19 protein-coding genes are annotated in these 22,073 nt (G+C 67.3%); 11 read left to right on the top strand and 8 right to left on the bottom strand.

Annotation, left to right across the window (positions count from 1 at the left end; all coding sequences use genetic code 11):
* The first annotated feature begins 119 nt into the window (after positions 1-119).
* A complete protein-coding gene (gene nudC / locus J7396_RS04270) occupies positions 120-1,010 on the top strand; it encodes an NAD(+) diphosphatase (protein WP_209261048.1) in 891 nt (296 codons plus the stop codon).
* A gap of 73 nt (positions 1,011-1,083) precedes the next feature.
* On the top strand, positions 1,084-1,974 hold the full coding sequence (locus tag J7396_RS04265) for a cobalamin biosynthesis protein (protein WP_011346190.1): 891 nt from the start codon (positions 1,084-1,086) through the stop codon (positions 1,972-1,974).
* Between the two features lie 79 nt (positions 1,975-2,053).
* Here J7396_RS04265 and J7396_RS04260 read toward each other — a convergent pair whose 3' ends face one another.
* The 4 genes from J7396_RS04260 to J7396_RS04245 form a co-directional block, all read right to left on the bottom strand.
* The gene (locus J7396_RS04260; protein WP_008574010.1) at positions 2,054-2,464 is read right to left on the bottom strand and encodes a DUF2752 domain-containing protein; all 411 of its coding nucleotides are present in this window, start codon (positions 2,462-2,464) and stop codon (positions 2,054-2,056) included.
* Positions 2,464-2,808 carry a CD225/dispanin family protein gene (locus J7396_RS04255; protein WP_005920117.1) on the bottom strand — a complete coding sequence of 115 codons (345 nt, stop codon included), beginning with the start codon at positions 2,806-2,808 and terminating at the stop codon, positions 2,464-2,466. The genes J7396_RS04260 and J7396_RS04255 overlap by 1 nt, the downstream gene beginning before the upstream one ends.
* 462 nt (positions 2,809-3,270) lie before the next feature.
* Positions 3,271-5,193, bottom strand: a complete 1,923-nt coding sequence (locus tag J7396_RS04250; RefSeq protein ID WP_071118655.1) for an MFS transporter — start codon at positions 5,191-5,193, stop codon at positions 3,271-3,273.
* A 68-nt stretch (positions 5,194-5,261) separates the two neighbouring features.
* Positions 5,262-6,164 carry a LysR family transcriptional regulator gene (locus tag J7396_RS04245; protein ID WP_209261047.1) on the bottom strand — a complete coding sequence of 301 codons (903 nt, stop codon included), beginning with the start codon at positions 6,162-6,164 and terminating at the stop codon, positions 5,262-5,264.
* 97 nt (positions 6,165-6,261) lie between these two features.
* On the opposite strand from J7396_RS04245, the gene J7396_RS04240 reads away from it, so the two are divergent.
* Positions 6,262-7,452 carry an MFS transporter gene (locus J7396_RS04240; RefSeq protein ID WP_209261046.1) on the top strand — a complete coding sequence of 397 codons (1,191 nt, stop codon included), beginning with the start codon at positions 6,262-6,264 and terminating at the stop codon, positions 7,450-7,452.
* Positions 7,453-7,583: 131 nt separating this feature from the next.
* Here the strand turns inward: J7396_RS04240 and yccS are convergent, their stop codons facing one another.
* The 4 genes from yccS to purH all read right to left on the bottom strand — a co-directional run bounded on the left by yccS (position 7,584) and on the right by purH (position 13,787).
* On the bottom strand, positions 7,584-9,797 hold the full coding sequence (gene yccS / locus J7396_RS04235) for a YccS family putative transporter (protein WP_057681094.1): 2,214 nt from the start codon (positions 9,795-9,797) through the stop codon (positions 7,584-7,586).
* 208 nt (positions 9,798-10,005) lie between these two features.
* Positions 10,006-11,301, bottom strand: a complete 1,296-nt coding sequence (gene purD, locus J7396_RS04230; RefSeq protein WP_031420856.1) for a phosphoribosylamine--glycine ligase — start codon at positions 11,299-11,301, stop codon at positions 10,006-10,008.
* A gap of 32 nt (positions 11,302-11,333) precedes the next feature.
* Entirely contained in the window at positions 11,334-12,179 is an 846-nt protein-coding gene (locus tag J7396_RS04225) for a hypothetical protein (protein WP_209261045.1), read from the bottom strand.
* 24 nt (positions 12,180-12,203) lie between these two features.
* The gene (gene purH, locus J7396_RS04220) at positions 12,204-13,787 is read right to left on the bottom strand and encodes a bifunctional phosphoribosylaminoimidazolecarboxamide formyltransferase/IMP cyclohydrolase (protein WP_209261044.1); all 1,584 of its coding nucleotides are present in this window, start codon (positions 13,785-13,787) and stop codon (positions 12,204-12,206) included.
* 73 nt (positions 13,788-13,860) lie between these two features.
* On the opposite strand from purH, the gene J7396_RS04215 reads away from it, so the two are divergent.
* The 8 genes from J7396_RS04215 to J7396_RS04180 all read left to right on the top strand — a co-directional run bounded on the left by J7396_RS04215 (position 13,861) and on the right by J7396_RS04180 (position 21,831).
* Complete coding sequence (locus tag J7396_RS04215; protein ID WP_209261174.1) at positions 13,861-14,478, top strand: CDP-alcohol phosphatidyltransferase family protein; 618 nt, start codon at positions 13,861-13,863, stop codon at positions 14,476-14,478.
* Positions 14,479-14,562: 84 nt separating this feature from the next.
* A complete protein-coding gene (locus tag J7396_RS04210) occupies positions 14,563-16,323 on the top strand; it encodes a bifunctional alpha/beta hydrolase/class I SAM-dependent methyltransferase (RefSeq protein WP_209261043.1) in 1,761 nt (586 codons plus the stop codon).
* Positions 16,320-17,657, top strand: coding sequence for a phosphatase PAP2/dual specificity phosphatase family protein (locus J7396_RS04205; RefSeq protein ID WP_209261042.1), 1,338 nt, complete (start codon positions 16,320-16,322; stop codon positions 17,655-17,657). Before J7396_RS04210 ends, J7396_RS04205 begins: the two co-directional genes overlap by 4 nt.
* The gene (locus J7396_RS04200; protein ID WP_008571207.1) at positions 17,654-18,100 is read left to right on the top strand and encodes a hypothetical protein; all 447 of its coding nucleotides are present in this window, start codon (positions 17,654-17,656) and stop codon (positions 18,098-18,100) included. The genes J7396_RS04205 and J7396_RS04200 overlap by 4 nt, the downstream gene beginning before the upstream one ends.
* Positions 18,097-19,593, top strand: coding sequence for a TIGR04222 domain-containing membrane protein (locus J7396_RS04195; RefSeq protein ID WP_209261041.1), 1,497 nt, complete (start codon positions 18,097-18,099; stop codon positions 19,591-19,593). The genes J7396_RS04200 and J7396_RS04195 overlap by 4 nt, the downstream gene beginning before the upstream one ends.
* Positions 19,593-20,231 carry a CDP-alcohol phosphatidyltransferase family protein gene (locus J7396_RS04190; RefSeq protein ID WP_127167688.1) on the top strand — a complete coding sequence of 213 codons (639 nt, stop codon included), beginning with the start codon at positions 19,593-19,595 and terminating at the stop codon, positions 20,229-20,231. The genes J7396_RS04195 and J7396_RS04190 overlap by 1 nt, the downstream gene beginning before the upstream one ends.
* Entirely contained in the window at positions 20,228-20,860 is a 633-nt protein-coding gene (locus J7396_RS04185) for a lysophospholipid acyltransferase family protein (protein ID WP_008571203.1), read from the top strand. The genes J7396_RS04190 and J7396_RS04185 overlap by 4 nt, the downstream gene beginning before the upstream one ends.
* Entirely contained in the window at positions 20,857-21,831 is a 975-nt protein-coding gene (locus J7396_RS04180; RefSeq protein ID WP_209261040.1) for a phosphatidate cytidylyltransferase, read from the top strand. The genes J7396_RS04185 and J7396_RS04180 overlap by 4 nt, the downstream gene beginning before the upstream one ends.
* Positions 21,832-22,073: the final 242 nt, after the last annotated feature.

The following is a 22,073-nucleotide window of genomic DNA, read 5'->3' as shown; positions in this document are numbered from 1 at the left end:
GTGTTCCAAGCCGGTGGCCAGCGCGGGCGGCGCCCGCGTCTGAACACGCACCGCAGGCGCGCTCGGTCGAGTGCGTACGATGGTTGCAGGCGCTGCCGATTATCGGCAGGCTTGCGCCGATGTCAGAGTCTCTTTTTTCATCTTCCGGTTTTGCCTTCACCCACGCGCCGCTCGATCGCGGCGATATGTTGCGTGACGATCCCGACGCCCTGGCGCGTCTGTGGCCGCAGGGCCGTGTGCTGTTGATCGACGCCAAAGGCGCGGCGCTGGCCGATGCCGATGGCCAGCCGTTGTTGCTGGATGGCGCCGAACTGGGCGACGGGCCGGAGGCTGCGATCTTCCTGGGTCTGCGCGATGCGGTGGGCTGGTTTTGTGTGCCGGCCGACATTGTCGCGGTGCAGGCGCCGCAGCGGATCGATCTGCGCCAGGCCGCCGCCGATTGGCCTGCCGAGATCGCTACCGCCTTCGCCTATGCACGCGCCATGTTGCACTGGCAATCGCGCACGCGCTTTTGCGGCGTCTGCGGCGGTGCGGTCGCGTTCCGGCGCGCCGGCTTCATTGCGCACTGCACGCAATGCCAGACCGAGCATTACCCGCGCGTGGACCCGGCCATCATCGTGGCGGTCAGCGATGGAGCGCGCTTGCTGCTTGGTCGTCAGGCCAGCTGGGCCCCAGGACGTTATTCGGTGATTGCCGGGTTCGTCGAACCGGGCGAGTCGCTGGAGCAGACCGTGGCGCGCGAGGTGTTCGAGGAAACCCGCGTGCATGTACAGGACTGCCGCTACCTGGGCGCGCAGCCGTGGCCCTTCCCGGGCGCGCTGATGCTGGGCTTCACCGCGCGTGCCGCAGCGACCGAGGTGCCGCAGGTCACCGGCGAGCTGGAAGACGCGCGCTGGGTCAGCCATGCGCAGATCAGCGCTGCGCTGGCCGGCGAGGGCGACATCGGGTTGCCGCCACGCATTTCCATTGCGCGTGCGTTGATCGAGCATTGGCATCGTGCGCATGGCTGAGCCAGGCCGGCTTTTGCGGTGTCGCAGCGGCGCTCGCGTCCGCTCGGCTAGACTCGGCTGAGGAGGCCTGCCCATGTTCACCACCTTGGTTGCCGTCGTCGTCGCGCTCACGCTTGGCCATCTGGTACCGGCGCAGGTAGCCAGACTGCGCAATTTCGCCTGGTTCGGCCAATGGCTGCGCCGGCTGGACGGTTACGCGGCCGGGCGCGGTGCGTGGCAAGGGCGCTATGGCGTGCTGCTGGCGGTGCTGCCGGCGCTGGTGGTGCTGCTGGTGCAGTGGCTGCTGGACGATGTCTGGCACGGTTTTCTGGACTTGCTGTTCGGCGTGGCGGTGCTGGCCTGGACCTGGGGCCCGCGCGATCTGGATCGCGATGTGGAAGCGGTCATCGACGCCGACGAGCCGCACACGCGACGCGAAGCGATTTCGCACCTGCAGGCCGCCGGCGGCAGCGTGCATGAAGATGCGCCATCGCTGGTGGAAGCGGTGGTGGTCAACGGCCTGCGGCGCTGGTTCGCGGTGCTGTGGTGGTTTTTGCTGCTGGGGCCGTTCGGCGCGGTGCTGTACCGGCTCACTGCGCTGGCGGTGGAAAGCCCGCTGGCCGTGTTGCTGCCGCCCCGCAATCTGGCTGGCGCGCGCTGGTTGCTGGCGGTGCTGGAATGGCCGGTAGCGCAGTTGATGACGATGTCGATGGCGCTGGTGGGTAACTTCGATACGGTGTTCCGCGCCTGGCGCGAGGCGCACGGCAATCGCTGGTCGCTGGAGCCGCATTTTCTCGGCGCGGTGGCGCGCGCCAGCGTCAGCGCCGAGCTGCGCGAGGAAGCGCACGACTACACCGATTCGGGCCTGGTACCGGTGTGGCGCCGCCTGCCGGAAGTCCGCGATGCGATGAGCCTGGTGTGGCGCGTGCTGCTGCTGTGGTTGGTGGTGCTGGCGTTGTTGGTGATTGCGGGATGGGTGCGGTAGCGCCGCGCATGATGTCGTGCGAAAGGATGTGTAGCGCGCGTCCGCGTGGGAACCTCGGCGCATCGCGCTTGTTTGCGGTCTAACCCGGCGCCAGCAGCGTAAACGGGTACCACGGCAAATTCCTTGCGATCCAATACATCGGCAAGGCCCATAACCAGAACTTCGGTTCGGACATCACGGCCACCACCGGGGCAAACCAGCGTGCGCGCCAGCCGGCTTTCCAGGCGATCAGGCCGGGCAGGGTGAACAGGCCGAGCACGGCGGCCGGATTCATTGCGAAGGCGCCGGGCAGGTCGAAGTGGACCAGCGCATACAGTGCGCGGGTCATGCCGCAGCCGGGGCAATAGCAGCCGGTGACGGCGCGGAACACGCAGGGCGGGAACGGGCTGTTGCCCGCATTCGGATCGAAGCGATACAGCAACGACACGCCAAGGGCGGCCACGCTGGTGGCCGCCCCCAGTCCAAGCCAGTGGCGTGGACGCAGTTCCATTACTGCATGTGCTGCAACTGCTGCATGTAGTCCATGTAGCCCTGCATGCCGCCGGTGGCCACCATGCCGATGTTGATCAGCAGGCCGATCGCGGCCAGCACGCTGGTCACGATGCACCAGGTCTTGGCGGTGTTGGAGGCGCGACGTGCGCCGTCGATGTCGCCCTGGTTGAGCAGGCCGTTGACCTTGCTGGAAAACACGATCGCCACGATGCCGGAGATCAGCGCCGGGCAGCACAGGCAAAAGCCCAGCACGGTGGAAACGATCGCCCAGATCAGGTGATTCGGTACCGGGCCGGGCGCGGCGCTGGACGAGGGATGGATCGGCGGTGGCATGGCACTCATGGTGAAGCTCCTTGGGTGGTAAACAACAGCGAACTGATGGGTGAGTGGGGTGGATTATCGGGCGCCATGCGCGGCGGCGATGCGCCCGGTGTGCGCTGACGACGGCCGAGTGACTCTCATGCGCGCTTTGGCGCGCGTGGGAGCCGGGGCCCGCGTTCGGTCGCGGCAGCGGCGAGTAGCGTTGCGCGGTGCCGGAGGGCTGCTCGCGCTAGCGAACGGGCGCTCCACGCCTGCGCAGCGAACGAATGCGGTGGCATGCCCATCGCTGCCGGCACAGCCAGCCGCTGGAATGCGTCACGCCCGCCGGTTACGGCAGACGCCTCAGGCGCGATGATGTTGAGCACAACGACGTCCCCCCGGTACGACCGGCCGCGTCCGCTTGGCGGCTGCGACGGCAAAGCGTGCAATGGCGCACAGGCTACTCGCGGCGCGCCATGGACGCAAAGCCTGCACCGGCCGGGCTCAGGGCTGATCCTGCCGCAGCGCGCGCACCTGTTGTTCGAGCAGCGCGGCACTGGCCTGATCGCCGGCCACTGCTGCCCCTGCAACCACGTCGATCTGCGCGCGCATCCGCCGCGGCACCCGCATGCGGCCCAGGCGCGTGTCGCGCCGGCTCCACATGCTCGACCACATGCCGCGCAGCGCCATCGGAATGACCGGCACGTTGCGGCGCTGCAGAATCTTTTCCACGCCGGATTTGAAGGGGGCGATTTCGCCATCCTTGGTCAACGCGCCCTCGGGGAAGATGCACACCAGCTCGCCATCGGCCAATGCGGCATCGATGCGGTCGAAGGCCTGCTGCATCAATGCGGGGTCTTCGCGCGCGCCGGCGATCGGGATGGCCTTGGCGGTGCGGAAGATCCAGCGCATGACCGGGATGCGGAAGATCTTGTAGTACATGACAAAGCGCACCGGACGCGGGATCACCGCCGACAGGATCAGCGCGTCCATGTAGCTGACGTGGTTGCACACCAGCAGGGCGGCACCCTCGTCGGGCACGTGCGCGTCGATGTTGCGCGCGCGCAGGCGGTACAACACGCTCACCAGCACCCAGCTGAGGAAGCGCATCAGGAATTCGGGCACCAGGGTGAAGATCCACAGTGCCACCAGCGTGTTGGCGATCGCCAGCGCCAGGAACACTTGCGGAATGCTCAGGCCCGGCAGCGGAATCCGCACCCCGAACAGCACCACCTGCGGCAACTGCAGCGCGATACCGATGACCGCCGCAGCCACGATGAACAACGAGTTCTGGATATTGAGCCCGGCGATCACGCGCGAGAGCTCGGCCTTGGGCGTGCGGCTCTGGATCAGCGCAAACAACGGCACCACGAACAGGCCGGTGAACAGGCCGATGCCGACCAGGTCGATGATCAGCCGCACGCTGCCGGGCTGCTGCACGAACTGGCCGATCGACAGGCCGGTGGCCGGCGCCGCGCCAGGCCGGGCGAAGTACAGGTCCAGCAGGAAGGCGCTGATGCCGAACGCGCCCAGCGGCACCAGGCCGATTTCCACGGTGCGGCCAGACAGGCGTTCGCACAGCAGCGAGCCGGCGCCGGTGCCGATCGAAAACAGCGCCAGCGCGAACACGTACAGGTCCTGCTGGCCGCCCAGGTTGAGCTGCGCATAGGTGGGCAGCTGCGCGGTCAGCACGGTGCCGACGAACCAGAACCACGACACGCCCAGCACCGCGTTGCGCACCGCCAGCGTGCGGCGGGTCAGGCGCATGATGGCGCGCGATTCGGGAATGGGATTCCAGTTGATCTTCAGCTCGGGCGCGCCGGCGTCCACGCGCGGTACCAGCCGCGCCACCAGGTTGCCGGTAACGGCAATTGCGATCACCGCTGTGGCGGCAGCCTCCGGCCCATGACTGCCGGCGATCTGGAAGATCAGCCCGCCGAAGATCATGCCGCACAGGATCGAGATCGAGGTGCCCATCTCGACCAGGCCGTTGCCGCCGGTGAGTTCTTCCGGCTTCAGCACCGACGGCAGGATCGAATATTTCACTGGCCCGAACAGCGTGGACTGCAGGCCGGTGCAGAACAGCGCAATCAGCAGGATCACCATGTTCTCGGTGATGAAGCCGACGGCAGCCAGCGACATGATCGCAATCTCCATCGTGGTGGTGATCACGATGAGCTTCTGCTTTTCCAGCTTCTCGGCGATCTGCCCGGCCAGCGCGGAGAACAGGAAGTACGGCAGGATGAACAATGCCGGCGCCAGGTTCGTATACAGCGTGCGCTGGGCGGCATCGATGCCGAGATAGAACAGCAGGCCGATGATGGCCTGCCGATAGACGTTGTCGTTGAACGCGCCCAGCGCCTGGACAGCGAAGAACGGCAAGAAGCGGCGCTGCCTGAGCAGGGCGAACTGACTGTGACCGGACATGCAGTTTCCTTTGCGAACGCGCGCAGCCTAGCAGGCTTCCACGGCGTGCTGGTGGATGGCGGCTGCGTTCAGCGGCTTCTACGTGCCGGCGGCCTGCGTTGCGCGAGCTGGGCGCGCAGCAAGGCCACGAAGGCGCGTGCGGCCGGGCTGGGATCGGGCCGCCACACCGCGTAGGTCAGAAAGCGGTAACGCTCCTTCAAGGCCACCGCGACCACGCCGTGCATGGCCCCGGCCATGGTCTGCGGGACGATGCCCACGCCCAGGTTGGCGGCGACCAGTTCGCGCACCAGATCGGCGTGGGTGACTTCGTACTGCTGGCGTTGCCGCAGGCCCCCGTGCGCAAACGCAGCATCGATGATGCCGCGCACGCCGGCACCGGGAACCAGCCCGGCCATCGGTTCGTCGTCAAGCTCGGCCAGTGCCACCCGTTTGCGTGCGGCAAAGCGGTGGCCCGGTGCCACGATCAAGGCCAAGGCCTCTTCATGCAGCAGCAGGCGCTGCGCCGGCACCGCAAGCTGCGGGCCGACCCCCACCAGGGCGACATCCAGCCGGCCCTCGCCCAGATCGTGCAGCAAGGCCTCGCTCATGGCGGTGCGCAGATGCACGTCCACCCGCGCATGCGCGCTGCGGAACTGCTGCAGCAACGCCGGCAGTTGCACGGTGGTGAGCGAGGAAATCTGCCCCAACGCCAGCCGCCCGCGCACGGTACCCAGGGCCTGCGCCATTTCCTCGTGCAGGCGCTCGGCAGCGCGCAGGGTCTGGCGGGCGTTGTGCAGGAACACCTCGCCGGCGGCGGTGGGCCGCACCTGGCGGGCGCCGCGTTCGAACAGGCGTGCGCCGAAGGTCTCTTCGATCTTGGCGACCTGGTGGCTGAGCGCCGATTGCACGGTGTTGCAGCGGCGCGCAGCAGCGGTGAAGCCGCCTTCTTCGGCCACGGCAATGGCAAATTCCAGTTGGCGCAAGGTCAGCATGCAATCTCGAAAAAAGATGGCGATGGTGAAAACAATACATTGGAAAGATGCGTGCCGGCTGCCCACACTGTGCATATTCCTTGACCAGGCAGCAGCCATGCAGACCGAGCCCACCTCCCCCCCGCCCTTGCCCCGTCGCCTGGTGCTGCTGATGGCTGCCGCCACCGGGTTGGCGGTGGCGAGCAATTACTACGCCCAGCCTCTGCTGGAAACGCTGGCGCAGGCGTTCGGCATCCAGGTGCGCAGTGCCGGTGCGGTGGTTACCGCGGCGCAGCTGGCTTACGCGGCAGGGTTGCTGTTGCTGGTGCCACTTGGCGACCGGCTGGAGCGCCGCGGCCTGATCGTGGGCCTGTTCGTGCTGAGCGCGCTCGGGCTGCTGGTGAGCGCCAGTTCGCACAGTTTTGCGATGTTGCTGGTCGGCACCATCGTGACCGGCGCCAGCTCGGTGGCGGCGCAGATCCTGGTGCCGTTCGCCGCCACGCTGGCGGCGCCCCACGAGCGTGGCCGGGTGATCGGCACGGTGATGAGCGGGTTGCTGCTGGGGATCTTGCTGGCGCGCACCGCGGCCGGCGTGCTGGCCGGTGTCGGCGGCTGGCATACGGTGTACTGGATCGCCTCGGTCGCTTTGTTGCTCACCGCCGGGCTGTTGTGGCGCGGGCTGCCGCGCCATCCCGGCAACGCGCAACTGGCGTATCCGCAGTTGGTGGGCTCGGTGCTGACGCTGCTGCGCGACGATGCGGTGCTGCGTTCGCGCGCGGTGCTGGGCGGGCTGATCTTTGCAGGATTCAGCATGTTCTGGACCACGCTGGCGTTTTTGTTGTCCGGGCCGAGTTATGGCTATGGCACTGCGGTGATCGGCTTGTTCGGCCTGATCGGTGCGGCCGGTGCACTGGCGGCCAATCGCTCCGGGCATTGGTCCGATCACGGCCATGGCGACCGCGTGAGCTGGGGCGGGCTGGCGATGTTGCTGCTGTCGTGGGGCTTGCTCGCGTTTGCGCCGCAGTCGATCGGGCTGCTGATCGTCGGCGTGCTGCTGCTGGATATCGCAGTGCAGGGCGTGCATATCGCCAACCAGAGCGTGATCTATCAGCGCAACCCGGCGGCGCGCAATCGCATCACCTCGGCCTACATCACCTGCTATTTCATCGGTGGTGCCGTGGGGTCGACGTTGGGCACGGCCGCGTATGCGCAGGCCGGGTGGATGGGTGTGGTGATCGGCGGCGCGGTACTGGCTGCAGCGGCACTGGGTTGGGTGGGGCTGAGCGTGGCGCGCAGGCAGTGGAAGTGAGCGTGGCCGGTGGGGCGACGACGCAGCGGTTGCACGCAGTGGCGAATACGCGGCATGGCCGTATTCGGCATCGCTTACCGCATCGAGGCTGCATGTACGGCGCGGCGCCCATGCCTGTCGACCACTGGCGGCTAGGTCTTGCTGGCCGCCAGACGTGGCGCGTTCTCTGCCGGCGCCGTTGTCACTGCCAGCGCTGCAGCGCGGAGCTTGGGCAGCAGGCGCAGCGTCAATGCCAGTTGGTCGCGCACCAGGCGTTGCTTGGGCGGTAGTTGCACCGGATGGTGTTCCAGCGCTTCGGCGGTGGCCAGTTCTTCGCTTTCGTCGTGCGCCGGCAGCGGTTGGCGTTGGCCAAGGGCGCTGGCGATCTCGCTCAGTGCGCGCTGCAGATATTCGCCGGCTTGCGCGATGGTGGCGTCGTGTTCGCCCTCCAGTGCGGCGCGGTGCGCGCCCAGTGCCGACAGATAGCCGAGCAAGGTGTTGGACAGCGCCAGGAAGCGAAAGCCCGCATCCAGATTGCGCCGATAGCGGCCGGGTTCGCGCAGCATGTTGGATAAGGCCACCGACAACGCAGCATCGGCGTTGTGCATGTCGCGGCGCGCAATGCGGTAGGGCAGGTCGTCGCGCTTGCCGCTGGCGTACTGCTCCAGCACCTGGGCCAGATAACGCGCGCAGCTGGCCAGCACCGTGGCCATCACCTGGTTCAGCCGGCGGCCCTGCCAGTCGGGCAGGATCAGGAACGAGGCGGCCGCGGCGATCGCGCAACCGATCAGGGTGTCGATCAGGCGCGGCCAGATCAGCACGAAGCCATCGCCCAGCAGGTTGAAGCAGAACAGCGCCATCACCGTGATGCCGGCGGTGGCCAGCATGTAGCGATCGGTGCGGGTGATGAAGAACACCAGCGCGCCGGCCAGCGCCAGCAGCAGCTGCACTTCGGTGGTGGGGAACAGCTGCATCAGCGCCCAGGTGGCGACCAGGCCGATCAAGGTGCCGGCAATGCGCTGCACCAGCCGCAGGCGCGTGGCGCCGTAGTTGGGCCGGCACACGAATGCGGTGGTGAGCAGGATCCAGTACCCGTTGTCGGCGTGGATGGATTGCATGATGGCGTAGCCCACCAGCAGCGCGATGGCCATGCGCAGGCCATGGCGGAACAGCACCGAGCCGGGCGTGAGTTGCTGCACCAGCCGCGCGCCCATTTCGCGCAAGGTGTGCGGCGAGGAATCGCGTAGCCGGGTGTCGAGGTTGTCGCTGGTGGAATCGGATTGCGCCGCTTCCGACAACCTGCGTTCGATGCTCTGCAGATTGGTCACCAGCAGCTCCAGCGCGCCGAGCAGGCGGGCCAGTGCGGGGTCGGCGCGCGCGTGCAGATAATCCAGCGATTGGCGCAGGTCTTCGGTGGCCAGGCGGCTGCTGTCGCCGTAATCGAATGGTTGGCGCAGGCGAATCGCCTCGCCCAACGCCGCGCACGCCTTGCCTTGCAGGGCGAGCAGGCGCTGGCAGCGATACAGCACGTCGCTGTGGAAGAACGCGTCGGTGAGCGCCTCGTAGGGATAGTGCGAGGAGCTGGCGCGCTCGTGGAAGTCCTGCGCCATGTAATACAGCCGGAAATACAGGCCCGATTGCACGCCCGGCCGCCCCGAGCGGCCGAAGCGGCTCATGATCGCGGTCTTGGCCGCATTGAGCGCGCCGACGACCTTGGCGTTTTGTTCGGCCAAGGCCAGCCGGCGTGCATGCAGGTCGCTCTGGCGCACCGGTTCGAACAGATCGGCCTTGAGCTTGAGGTAGCGGCCCAACTCGAAGAACAGCCGCGACAGCCGCTCGCGCACCGGGCGATTGGCGAACAGGATGGTCCACAGGATCGACAGCACGCCGTACCAGGTGGCGCCGATCAGCAGCAGCGCCGCGCCGTGCCAGGCGACCAGCGGATCGCGGCTGCCATGCTGGTCCATGCCGATCATGGCGTAGATCGACAGGGCCACCGTGGCCTGCGCGATCGAGGCATAGCGCTCGCCCAGTGCGCCGAGCAGGGTCAGCGAGAACGTAGCCAACGCCATGCCCAGCACGAACGGCAGCGGATACGGAAACAGCACCACCACTGCGGCGGCGGCGGCGGCGAAACACAGCAGCGAGAGCAGCACCGATTTGATGCGGCCCAGCCAGTTGTCGTCGGTTTCGGCAATGGCGCTGGCGATCGCGCCCAGAAACAGCGCCGGCACCGCAGTGAGCTGTTGCCAGTGCCAGCACACGCCCATCGCCACCGCCAACGCGATGAACACACGCAGGCCATAGCTGGCCTTTTCATGGGCCCACAAGCGGCTTAAGCGGGTTTCGAAGGAGGGAGTGGCCACAGTCTCTACAAGGCAGGGAGCCCGGGCATTATTGCCGCAGCCACGCGCCGCCGGTGTGGATGGCGGCTAGTTCTTTGTCAGTAGCCGCACGGTGCCAGGCGCCGCAGGTGGCCCGCGCCGGTATCGGCAGGATGCCTGGTGGTGCGCAGGAACCTGCAACCACCGCGTGGCGACAGCGCGCAACGCGGTGGTTGCAGGCGCGAGGCGCTTAGCCCTGCGCCGCCTGCTCGCGGGCGATGGCCCGCCAGCCGATGTCGCTGCGCTGGAAGGCATTGGGCCAGTGGATCGGCTTAAGGCCAGCATAGGCGTTGCGCTGGGCGTCCTGCACGCTGTCGCCGAGCGCCGCAACGCACAGCACGCGGCCACCGGCGCTGATCACCTCGCCGGCGGCATTCAGCGCAGTGCCGGCGTGGAAAACCTTGGCGCTGGCCGGCACCGCGTCCAGCCCGGTGATGACCTCACCGGTGACCGGTGTGTCCGGGTAAGGCTTGGCGGCGATGACCACGCCCAGCGACGGGCGCGGGTCCCACTGCGCGTGCGCGCCATCGAGCTTGCCGTCGATGGCCGCGTCGAGCAGATCGACCAGATCCGACTGCAGGCGCAGCATTACCGGCTGGGTTTCCGGGTCGCCGAAACGCACGTTGAATTCGATCACCTTCGGCGCGCCGTGCGCGTCGATCATCAGCCCGGCATACAGAAAACCGGTGAACGGCACGCCATCGGCGATCATGCCCTGCACGGTCGGCTCGACCACCTCGCGCATGACCCGCGCATGCACCTGGGGCGTGACCACCGGCGCCGGCGAGTAGGCGCCCATGCCGCCGGTATTGGGGCCGGTGTCGCCGTCGCCGACGCGCTTGTGGTCCTGGCTGGTGGCCATCGGCAAGGCGTGTTTGCCATCGACCATGGAGATGAAGCTGGCCTCTTCGCCGTCGAGGAATTCTTCGATGACCACGCGTGCGCCGGCATCGCCGAACGCATTGCCCGAGAGCATGTCGCGCACCGCGTCTTCGGCCTCGGCCAGGGTCATCGCCACGATCACGCCCTTGCCGGCAGCCAGGCCATCGGCCTTGACCACGATCGGCGCGCCTTTCTCGCGCACATACGCCAGCGCGGCGTCGACTTCGGTGTGCACGGCGTAATACGCGGTGGGAATGCCGTGGCGGGCGAGGAAATCCTTGGCGAAGGCCTTGCTGCCTTCCAGCTGCGCGGCCTTGGCGGTGGGGCCGAAGATGCGCAGGCCGGCGGCATGGAAGCGGTCGACCACGCCCAGCACCAGCGGCACTTCCGGGCCGACCACGGTCAGCGCGACGGCTTCGCGCTGCGCCAGCGCGAGCAGGCCGTCCAGATCATTGACCTTGATCGCGACATTGCGGCATTTGGCTTCGGTGGCGGTGCCGGCATTGCCCGGTGCCACCAGCACCTCGCGCACGCGCGCGGACTGCGCGATCTTCCAGGCCAGGGCATGTTCACGGCCGCCGGAGCCGATGACGAGGATTTTCAAGGCAGTTGCTCGCTAGTACGGGGGAAGGGGCGCTACCTGCAGCCTTCGCGCTGCAGTGCATTGGGAAACGGGTAGGTCCAGGTCTTGGTGTCGAGCGCGAAGACGTGGGTCTTGTCCAGGGCCACCCCGCAATCGCTGCCGTGCTCGCGGATGCGCAGCGGCCAGGTGCGCGCCTGCGGCGCGCTGTTGTCCACCTCCAGCGCGAAATCCACGTCGAAGGCCTCGGCAAGGCATTGCGCCTGGGTCTGGTCCGGCTCGCGCGCGTCGTCGTCGCAGGCCAGTGCGCCGCTGTTGTCGATGTGCGCCCGCAGCGAGCCGGCATTGACCAGGCCCTTTGGCCCGGGCACGACCAGATCCTGCGATTCGAGGATCAGGCCCTGGCCCATCCAGAAACTGTGCACGGCAAAGCCGTAGAAATCGCTGCCCAGGCGCAGGACGTCCACGCTGCCTGGTTGGCCGGCGCTGCCGTAGCCGTCGGCGAGCCGTTCGGCCACGACCTTGAAACCGTCGCCATCGCCGCGCAGCACGAAGAAATCGATGAGCCCCGGATTGCCGTGGCCGGCATCGCTGAGGCTGTGGCAGACCGCCAGCAGTTGCTGTACCTGGTCGCCCACCACCACCGGCTGTTCGGCGCAGACTGCGCTGTCGGCCTTGAAGCCGTCGGCTTCGCCGCTCCACTGCGCGGCCAGGCCGGCCTTGGCGCCGTAGCGCGTGCGCAAGAACCCATCCAGCCGCTCGGTGCGGCTCAGACGGGGGCCGTCGCTGGGCGCGGCAGGTGCCGCGGCGCCCGGCGCCGCAGCGGGCGCAGGCGCCTGCTTGCACGCGCTCAACAGCGCGGCGGTGGCAAGAAACGCGGCAAAACAACGCAGACGCTGCATCGACCTATCCCTGTGCCGGTGACATCAATGCCGGAAATGGCGCACGCCGGTGAACACCATCGCGATGCCGTGTTCGTCGGCGGCGGCGATCACCTCGCCATCGCGCATCGAACCGCCCGGCTGGATCACCGCCTTGATGCCGGCCGCAGCCGCCGCATCGATGCCGTCGCGGAACGGGAAGAACGCGTCCGATGCCATCACCGAGCCGGCCACGGTGAGCTTGGCTTCTTCGGCCTTGAGCGCGGCAATCTTGGCGCTGACCACGCGGCTCATCTGCCCGGCGCCCACGCCAATGGTGCGGCTGTCCTTGGCATAGACGATCGCGTTGGATTTGACGTACTTGGCCACGCGCCAGGCAAACAGCAAATCGCCCAGTTCTGCCTCGTTGGGCGCACGTTGGGTGACCACGCTCAACTCGCCCAGCGACATGCTGCGGTTGTCGGCCGACTGCATCAACAGGCCCGAGCCGATCCGCTTGGTGTCGTAGTTGTTCAAGCCATTGCCGTGCGGAATCTTGAGCACGCGCACGTTGGCCTTCCTGGTGGCGTATTCCAGTGCGCCGTCCTCGTAGTCGGGCGCGATCAGCACTTCGACGAACTGGCGGTCCAGAATGGCCTTTGCCGTCGCTGCGTCCAGGGTCTTGTTGAACGCCAGGATGCCGCCGAACGCGCTGGTGGGGTCGGTGGCGTAGGCCAGTTCATAGGCATCGCCGCAGCCCGCGCCCACCGCCACGCCGCAGGGGTTGGCGTGCTTGACGATCACGCAGGCCGGCGCGTCGAACTGGCGCACGCATTCCCACGCTGCATCGGCATCGGCCAGGTTGTTGTAGCTCAGTTCCTTGCCCTGCAACTGCTGGAAGGTGGCAAGCGTGCCCGGCACCGGATACAGGTCGCGGTAGAACGCGCCGGACTGGTGCGGGTTCTCACCGTAACGCAGGTCCATCACCTTGACGAAGTTGGAATTGATCTGCGCCGGGAACGGGCTGCGCGTGGGCACCGCCTCGCTGCTGTCGGCCACTGCCGAGAGATAGTTACTGATCGCCGCGTCGTACTGGGCCACGCGATTGAACGCAGCCACCGACAGCGCAAAGCGCTTGGCCGCCGACAGCTGCCCGTCGTTGGCTTCCAGCTCGGCCAGCAGGTCGGCGTACTGCGCCGGGTCGGTGGCCACGGCCACGCGCGCGAAATTCTTGGCCGCACTGCGCAACATCGCCGGGCCGCCGATGTCGATGTTTTCCACCGCATCGGCCAGGGTGCAATCGGCTTTCACCGTGACCGACTCGAATGGATACAGGTTCAATACCAGCAGGTCGATCGGCACGATGCCGTGCTCGGCCATCACCGCTTCGTCGACACCGGCGCGCCCGAGCAGGCCGCCGTGCACCAGCGGGTGCAGGGTCTTGACGCGGCCATCCATCATTTCCGGGAAACCGGTCAGCTCGGCAACGTCCTTCACCGGCAGGCCGGCCTCGCGGATCGCCTTGGCGGTGCCGCCGGTGGACAGCAGCTCGACGTTGCGCGCCACCAGCGCGCGGGCCAGGTCGATCAGGCCGGTCTTGTCGGAAACGGAGAGCAGGGCCCGGCGCACGGGCAGGAAATCAGAGGCCATCGGTGGGGGATGTCGTTGCGGAGCAGCCGATATTGTAGGCTGCGCCAGCGCTCGAATGGACTCAACACCCCGTATGGCCTCGATCTATGCATTGAAGGGACGCTTCCAGGCGCTGCTGCGGCCGATGGTGGGCGCGCTGTATCGCGGTGGCATCACCGCCAATCAGGTCACGCTGGGCGCAGCGGCGGTGTCGCTGATGGTGGCGGCGGTGGTGTTGCGCGGCGGCCCCAGCTGGCCGCTGCTGTATCTGCTGCTGCCGGTGTGGATGCTGCTGCGCATGGCGCTCAATGCGGTGGACGGCATGCTGGCGCGCGAATTCGGCCAGCAGTCGCGGCTGGGCGCCTACCTCAACGAGCTGTGCGACGTGGTGGCCGATGCGGCCTTGTACTTGAGTCTGCTTGGCGTGCCCGGTGTGAGTGCGCCCTGGCTGTGGATCTTCGCGCTGCTGGCCGCGCTGACCGAGTACGCCGGCGTGCTCGGCCTGATGGTCGGCGCCAGCCGCCGCTACGACGGGCCGATGGGCAAGAGCGACCGCGCCTTCGTCATCGGCGTGCTGGGCGTGGGCCTGGCTTGTGGCTGGCTGGGTGCGCGCGGCGTCACCTGGGTCGCCATTGCCGTGAGCCTGGCCTGCGCGGTCACGGTGTGGCGGCGGGTGCGCGCCGGCCTGGCGCAGGCGCCCGCACGCACCTAGCGATCCATTCCCGCAGCAACGCCGCTGGCCGCTGCGCTGTGGTGATCTCTGCGATTCAACCTTTCGACTTTTCAGGATGCTTCGATGCGCACAGTGCTAGAGCGCGAGTTCGTCAGTTTCGATGGTGTGCCGCTGTTCTACCGGCACTGGCCGTTGCACGATGCCGCTGCCACCGGCACGCCGAAGGCGGTGGTGCTGCTGCATCGCGGCCATGAGCACTCTGGCCGTGTGATGCATCTGGCCGAAGAACTCGACATGCCCGACGCCCAGTTCTTCGCCTGGGACGCACGCGGCAACGGCCGCTCGCCGGGCGTGCGTGGCGATGCGCCGGGCTTCGAAGCGCTGGTGCGCGATCTGGACAGCTTCATCGCGCATCTTCGCGCCACCCACGGCATTGCGGTGCAGGACATCGTGGTGATTGCGCAGAGTGTGGGCGCGGTGGTGGCCGCCACCTGGGTGCACGATTACGCCCCGCCGCTGCGCGCGCTGGTGCTGGCATCGCCGGCGTTCAAGGTGAAGTTGTATGTGCCGTTTGCACGCCCCGGGTTGGCGTTGCTGCATGCGCTGCGCGGCAACTTTTTCGTCAACAGCTACGTCAAGCCGCAATGGCTGACGCATGATCCGGCGCGCGTTGAAAGCTATCGCACCGATCCGTTGATCACCCGTCCGATTTCGGTGCGCGTATTGCTCGGTCTGTATGCGGCAGCCGATCGGGTGGTAGACGATGCACAGGCCATTACCGTGCCGACACAGTTGCTGGTCTCCGGTGCGGATTTTGTGGTGCATCGCGGCCCGCAGGACCGCTTCTACGAAAACCTGCGCTCGCCGATCAAGCAGCGCCACTGGCTGCCGAGGTTCTTCCACGACACCTTGGGCGAACACGATCGCGCGATGGCCATCGCGCACATTCGCCAGTTCGTCCAGGCGCGTTTTGCGCAACCGCCGGTGCGCGCCGCGCTGCGCGATGCACACCGTGCCGGGCCCAGTTTCGAAGAGGCCGAACGGCTGGCCTGGCCGCCGCAGCGCAATAGCCTGCAGGACCTGCGCTGGCGTGGCGTGCGTGCCGGCCTGCGCCTGGGTGGCAGGCTCTCCGAGGGCATCGCGCTTGGTCTGCAGACCGGTTTCGATTCCGGAAGCACATTGGATTACATCTACCGCAATCAGGCGCGTGGTCGCGGGCCGTTGGGGCGCATGATCGACCGCACGTATCTCAACGCGATCGGCTGGCGTGGCATCCGCATCCGCGGCAGCCATCTGGGCGAATTGCTGCGCGATGCGGCGGCGCGCTTGCGTGGCGCCGGCAAGCCGGTGCGCGTGATGGATGTCGCTGCCGGGCACGGCCGCTATGTGCTCCAAGCGCTGGGCAGCGGCGCACAGCGTGCCGATGCGATCGTGCTGCGCGACTTCAGCCCGCTCAACGTGACCCAGGGCACGGCGCTGATCCAGACGTTGGGCGCTAGCGACATCGCCCGCTTCGAACAAGGCGATGCGTTCGACCCGGCTGCGCTGGCCGCAGTACAACCGGCACCGACGCTGGCGGTGGTGTCGGGCCTGTACGAGCTGTTTGCCGACAACGACCAGGTCGCGCGTTCGCTGGCCGGCCTGGCCGCGGCGGTGCAGCCGGGCGGTTATCTGCTTTACACCGGCCAGCCCTGGCATCCGCAACTGGAATTCATTGCGCGCGCGCTGACCAGTCACCGCGATGGCGTGGCCTGGGTGATGCGCCGGCGGAGCCAGCAGGAGATGGATGGCCTGGTGGAAGCGGCGGGCTTTCGCAAGGTGGCGCAACGCATCGATGCGTTCGGCATCTTCACCGTCTCGATGGCGCAGCGAATCGACGCATGAGCCACGTTGCGCGCCCATCCGGCCGTGCCGCGCTGTGGCTGGCGTTGCTGGGGCCGTTTTTCTTCCTCAGCTACGGCCTGGCCAACACGCTGGCCGGGCGGGCGACGCAGGTGCCGTCGGTGGTGTTCGGCTGGGAACACGGCATGCCGTTCTGGCCGTGGACCATCGTGCCGTACTGGTCGATCGATGTGTTCTACGCGGTCTCGTTCTTTGTCTGCCGCAACCGCCGCGAGCTGGACACGCATGCACTGCGCTTGCTCAGCGCCCAGCTGATCTGCGTGGCGTGTTTCGTGTTGTGGCCGCTGCGCTACAGCTTCGTACGGCCGCAGACCGAGGGCGTGTTCGGGTGGCTGTTCGCGGTGCTGCTGGGCTTCGACAAACCCTTCAATCAGGCGCCGTCGCTGCACATCGTGCTGCTGGTGGTGCTGTGGGTGCGCTATGGGCAGCATCTTTGCGGGGTGTGGCGCTGGTTGCTGCATGCCTGGTTCGCATTGATCGGTGTGTCGGTGCTGACCACGTATCAGCATCACTTTCTCGATATTCCTACCGGACTCGCGGTGGGCTGGCTCTGCGTGTGGCTATGGCCGGAGCGGGTCGCCGCACCATTTGCGCAGGCACGGTTTGCACGCGACCTGCGCCATTGGCGCCTGGCCGCGATGTATCTGGCCGGCGCGCTGGTCAGCGCTGCGCTGGCGCTGTGGAGCGGCGGTGCAGCACTGTGGTTGCTGTGGATCACCCTGGCCTTGCTGCTGGTTGCCTTGAATTACGCGCTGCTCGGGCCGGGCGGATTCCAGAAGCGCAGCGATGGGCGCCTGAGTCTTGCAGCCCATTGGTTGTATGCGCCGTATCTGTTGGCGGCATGGTGCAACTCCCGGCTCTGGACACGGCGTGCGCCGTTGCCGCGCGCGGTGTGCGATGGCGTGTGGCTGGGGCGGATTCCGTTGCCCGGCCAGCGCGACAAGCGTGCCGCCGTGGTGGACGTGTCTGCAGAGCTCTCGTTGTACGCCGCGCAGGCGCAGGACCGTGTGGTGCCGATGCTCGATCTGGTCGCGCCGTCGCCGGCGCAGCTGCGCGAGGCCGCGCAGGCGATCGCGCAGGCGCAGGCGATCGGGCCGGTGCTGGTGTGTTGTGCATTGGGCTATTCGCGCAGTGCTGCCAGTGTGGCCACCTGGCTGGTGCGCAGCGGTCGCGCCCAGGACGTGGATGCGGCCATCGCACAGTTACGCGCCGTGCGGCCGTCGATCGTGCTCGGGCATGCGCATCGCGCGGCGATCGTGACGGCATGCGACGGTCATGACGGTGGCGACGACATCCCCGAACGGAGAGCGCAATGAATATCGCCCCGCTGACCTTGGCGGCCATGCGCGCAGTGCTGCGGCAAGGTGCAGCATTGGACCGCCTCTCACTCCTGCTGCTGGCAGCGGCCATCGGCTTGCTTGGTGTTGCGCAGGCGCCGCCGTTGATGCAGTTGAGCTATGCCATCAGCATGCTTGCGGGCGTGCTGCAGCGCTATTGGGCGTTTCGCGTGGGCCTGGATGCCGACCTGCTGGCAGCCTCCATCGCGCATCTCGAACGCTGCGGTGGCACCGGGCAAGACGCCGCGCACCAGCTCGATGCGGCGATGCATGCGATTGGCCTGATACCAAAGCTTTCGCCCACCCGCGACTGGGCATCGCGCTGGACCGGCATGCGCCGCCTGCTGCGTTGGCAGCTGGCAAGCGTGGTGGTGCAACTGCTGTTGGTGGCTGCCGCGCTCGCTCTCAGGATATTCGGATGAGCAACCAACCCGATTCCGCTCGGCGCGAACCGCGCCATGCCACGCCAGCGCAGCGAGCGCTGTGGCAACGGCTGCAGGGCTATCGTTTTGGCCAGGACGAAGCAGCGTTTGCCGCCTTCGTTCGGCGCGTGGCCAAGCAGGCACAGTGCAGCACCGAACAAGCGCAGGCGTTGGTGGAGGAGTACCGCCGGTTCTGTTTTCTTGCCTGCACCGACACCGTCGACGTCACCCCCAGCCCGTTGGTCGACCAGGTCTGGCACACGCATCTGACCGACACCCGCGAGTACTGGCAGCAGTTCTGCCCGCACGTGCTGCAGACTACGCTGCATCATCAACCCGGACGCGGCGATGCCGGCGAAGAAGCGCGTTTCCAGGCGCAGTACCGCCAGACGCTGGAGCGTTACCGCACGCAGTTCGGCGAGCCGCCGGCGCAATGGTGGCCTGTGGCGCGACCGCCGCAATCGACGCTGGATCCGCTGCACGGCCACACTGCCGAACAGACCTTGCAAGCCTTGCGTGGAGCGCCGCGGTCAGCTGGGCCGCAGCGCGGTGTGCCGTATGCCGTGGTTGTGTGGGCAATCATCGCGGTGGCAGTGGGCATGGTCTGTCACTCAGCCAATGGCGGGGCGCTGTCGCCGCTGCACTGGCGCGGTGTCTATTTCCTGCCGCTGTTCATCGCGCTGATCGGTCTGGCCTGGTCGATGGCGGCATGGTTGCGGCGGGTGCTGCGACGCGGTCGCACCGCAGCAGCAGTGGATGCCAGCGAGCTTGCATATCTGGGCGGCGGTGCCGATCGCGTGGCCGACCTGTGGTTCACCGAATTGCTGGTGCGCAATGCGGTGTATCTGGAGCGCGACGCAACCGAACCGGCACGTCGCTGGGTACGTTGCCACCGGCAGATTGCAGTCCCGCCTGCGCTGGAGCCGGCACTGGAAGCGGTGCGCACCACCGAAGACCCGGTGTGGGCCTTACGCGCGTTGCGCGCGCTGGCCGCACCGCTGGAGCAGCGCTTGATCGACAAAGGCCTGTGGCTGAGCCAGGCGCAGGCACGCGCGGTGCGCTTGGCATGTACCGTGCCGGTGGCGCTGGTATGGGGGCTTGGCCTGTGCAAGCTGGTCATCGGCGTGCAGGGCAACCATCCGGTGGGCTACCTGCTGTGTCTGATGGTGCTGACCACATTGCTGGTGCTGGGCTTTGCGCTGGTGCCCGTGCGGCGCACGCTCGGCGGCGAGGCCCGCCTTGCGACACTGCGTCAGACGCGGCGACGCGATGCGGCGCGCAACGGCGGTGATCCAGGCGAGGCGGTGGCGCTGTACGGCACTGCGGCACTGATCGGAACCGCTTGGGCCGACTACCACAGCCTGCGTGCGCCGCATGGCCACGCCGGTGGCAGTGGCAGCAGCTGCGGCGGGGGTGGCGGCGACAGCGGCGGCGATGGTGGTAGCAGCGATGGTGGCGGCGGCTGTGGCGGCTGCGGCGGAGGAGGCGACTGATGCAACACGGACAGCGACAGCGACAGCTGCTTTGGGCGCGCGTGCTGCGCGGACGTGGCGCCACGCCCAATGGCGTGTCGTGGGTGGGCATCGCATGTGCGGCGTTGGCCGGGCTGATGTTCTACATCGGGTTGAGCGCGCCTGCGCGCGAAGGGGCCATGCCGCTGCTGCTGGCGGTGCTCGGGCTGCAGGGGCGGCTGTGGTGCAACCGCATGGATGGCGTGCTGGCGCGCCGGGCGCGCATGGTCTCGCGCGCCGGTGAGGTCTACAACGACGCGCCCGATCGGTTGTCCGATGTGCTGGTCTGCGTGGGCCTGGGCTATGGACTGCAGGCCGGTTTGCCGTGGGCTGCGCAACTGGGGTGGGCGGCGGCGCTGTGCTGCGTGACCACCGCATACGTGCGCATGCTGGGCCTGGCCTGCGGCACGCCAGAGCCGCGGCAGGGGCCGATGAGCCGCGTGCAACGCATGCAGTGGTTGTCGCTGGCAGGCGCGCTGGCCTTGCCGCTGCAATGGATGGGCCAGCCGCGTCTTGCGGCCTGGCTGCTGATCGGAGCACTGGCGGTGTTGATCGCCGGTGCCTTGCTGACGGTGGCAGTACGACTGCGCACGATCGTGCGCACCCTGGAGCAGAAATGATTGCCCGTTTGATCGCGCGCGCTTGCAGCGGCGCCATTCGTACCTTGACCGGCGCGCGTGCGCTATGGCGCGGTTGCGCGCCCTCCAACGAGCGTCGCGTGTATTACGGCAACCATGCAAGCCACGGCGATTTCGTGCTGATCTGGTCATCGCTGCCAGCCAGCCTGCGGCATGAAGTGCGCCCGGTGGCGGCGGCCGACTACTGGCAGCGTACCGCCCTGCGGCGCTACCTGATCCACGCGGTCTTCAACGGCGTGTTGATCGAACGCGACCCGGCGCAGCGCACGCGCGACCCGATCCAATGCCTGTGCGATGCGGTGGACGCCGGCGATTCGTTGATCCTGTTTCCCGAAGGCACGCGCAACCCGGACGACGGCGTGCTGCCGTTCAAGAGCGGGCTGTATCACCTGGCACGGCAACGCCCGGAACTGGAGTTCGTGCCGGTGTGGATCGATAACCTCAAGCGCGTGATGCCCAAGGGCAAGTGGTTGCCGTTGCCGCTGCTGTGCACCACCACCTTTGGTGCGCCATTACGCCTGGATGCGGACGAAACCAAGGATGCGTTTCTGGCGCGTGCACGTGCGGCGTTGCTGGCGTTGTCGCCCGATCAGTTGGAGGCGCGCGCATGAGCCTATATGTGTACAGCGGGCAGCTGCAGCAATCTTCGATGCATCAGCAGACGCTGTGGCTGTTCAGCGGTATCGCGCTGGTGCTGGTCATCGCCACGCTGATTTCCGAAACCCTGCGTTGGCGCGCACGCGAACGCCCCAGCGCAGTGCTGGACAACCTAGTCGCCCGTATCCGTGCGTGGTGGGTGATGGCTGCGGTGGTCGGCCTTGCGTTCGTGTTTGGCCGCGCCGGCGTCATCGGCTTGTTCGCGCTGGTGTCGTTGTTTGCGCTGCGCGAGTTCATCACCTTGACCCCGACCCGGCGCGGCGATTACTACGCGTTGTTGGCCGCGTTCTACATCGTGCTGCCGTGGCAATACGGCCTGGTGTGGACCGGCTGGTACGGCATGTACACCTTGCTGATTCCGGTCTACGCGTTCTTGGTGTTGCCCATCCTGGCCACCATCGGCGGCGACACCACGCGCTATCTGGAACGCACCGCCAAAGTGCAGTGGGGCCTGATGATCTGCGTGTTCTGCATTTCGCATGTGCCGGCGCTGTTGAACCTGGACGTTCCCGGCTATGCCGGGCGCAATCTGCTGTTGATCGCCTTCCTGGTGATCGTGGTGCAGTCTTCGGATGTGCTGCAGTACGTGTGGGGCAAACTGGCCGGCCGCCATTTGATCGCGCCGAAATTGTCGCCGTCCAAAACGGTGGAAGGATTCATCGGCGGCGTGTTGTCGGCCAGCCTGCTCGGGATGGCGCTGTGGTGGATCACCCCGTTCGCGCCGTGGCATGCCTTCGGCCTGGCGTTGGTGGCCAACCTGATGGGATTTTTCGGCGGGCTGGTGATGTCGGCGATCAAGCGCGATCGCGGCATCAAGGACTGGGGCCATATGATCGAAGGCCACGGCGGCGTGCTCGACCGCCTGGATTCGGTGTGCTTCGCCGCGCCGGTGTTCTTCCACCTGATCCGCTATGGATGGGCGTGACCGCTTGTCACATCGCTCGTCATGAAATCGCAACACGTGCATCGCGTGCCGTTGGCAATCTGCAGCATCGGATCGGCGCAGCGCGCGTCGGTCGGCCGCCGCATCTGGCCAACCGGAAAGCTGACCCGCACGAAACCACGCTGTGACCGGTAACCCGTGCGCGCACCGTCTGGCAGAAGCACGCTTTTACGATTCCCGATTCCCGATTCCCGATTCCCGATTCCCGATTCCCGATTCCCGGG

Origin of the sequence: Xanthomonas sp. A1809 (genome assembly GCF_017746015.1) — a bacterium.
In the GTDB taxonomy this organism is placed as follows: Bacteria; Pseudomonadota; Gammaproteobacteria; order Xanthomonadales; family Xanthomonadaceae; genus Xanthomonas; species Xanthomonas euvesicatoria.
The sequence above is the reverse complement of the archived record's forward strand: the minus strand, read 5'-3'. Positions and strand labels throughout refer to the sequence as shown.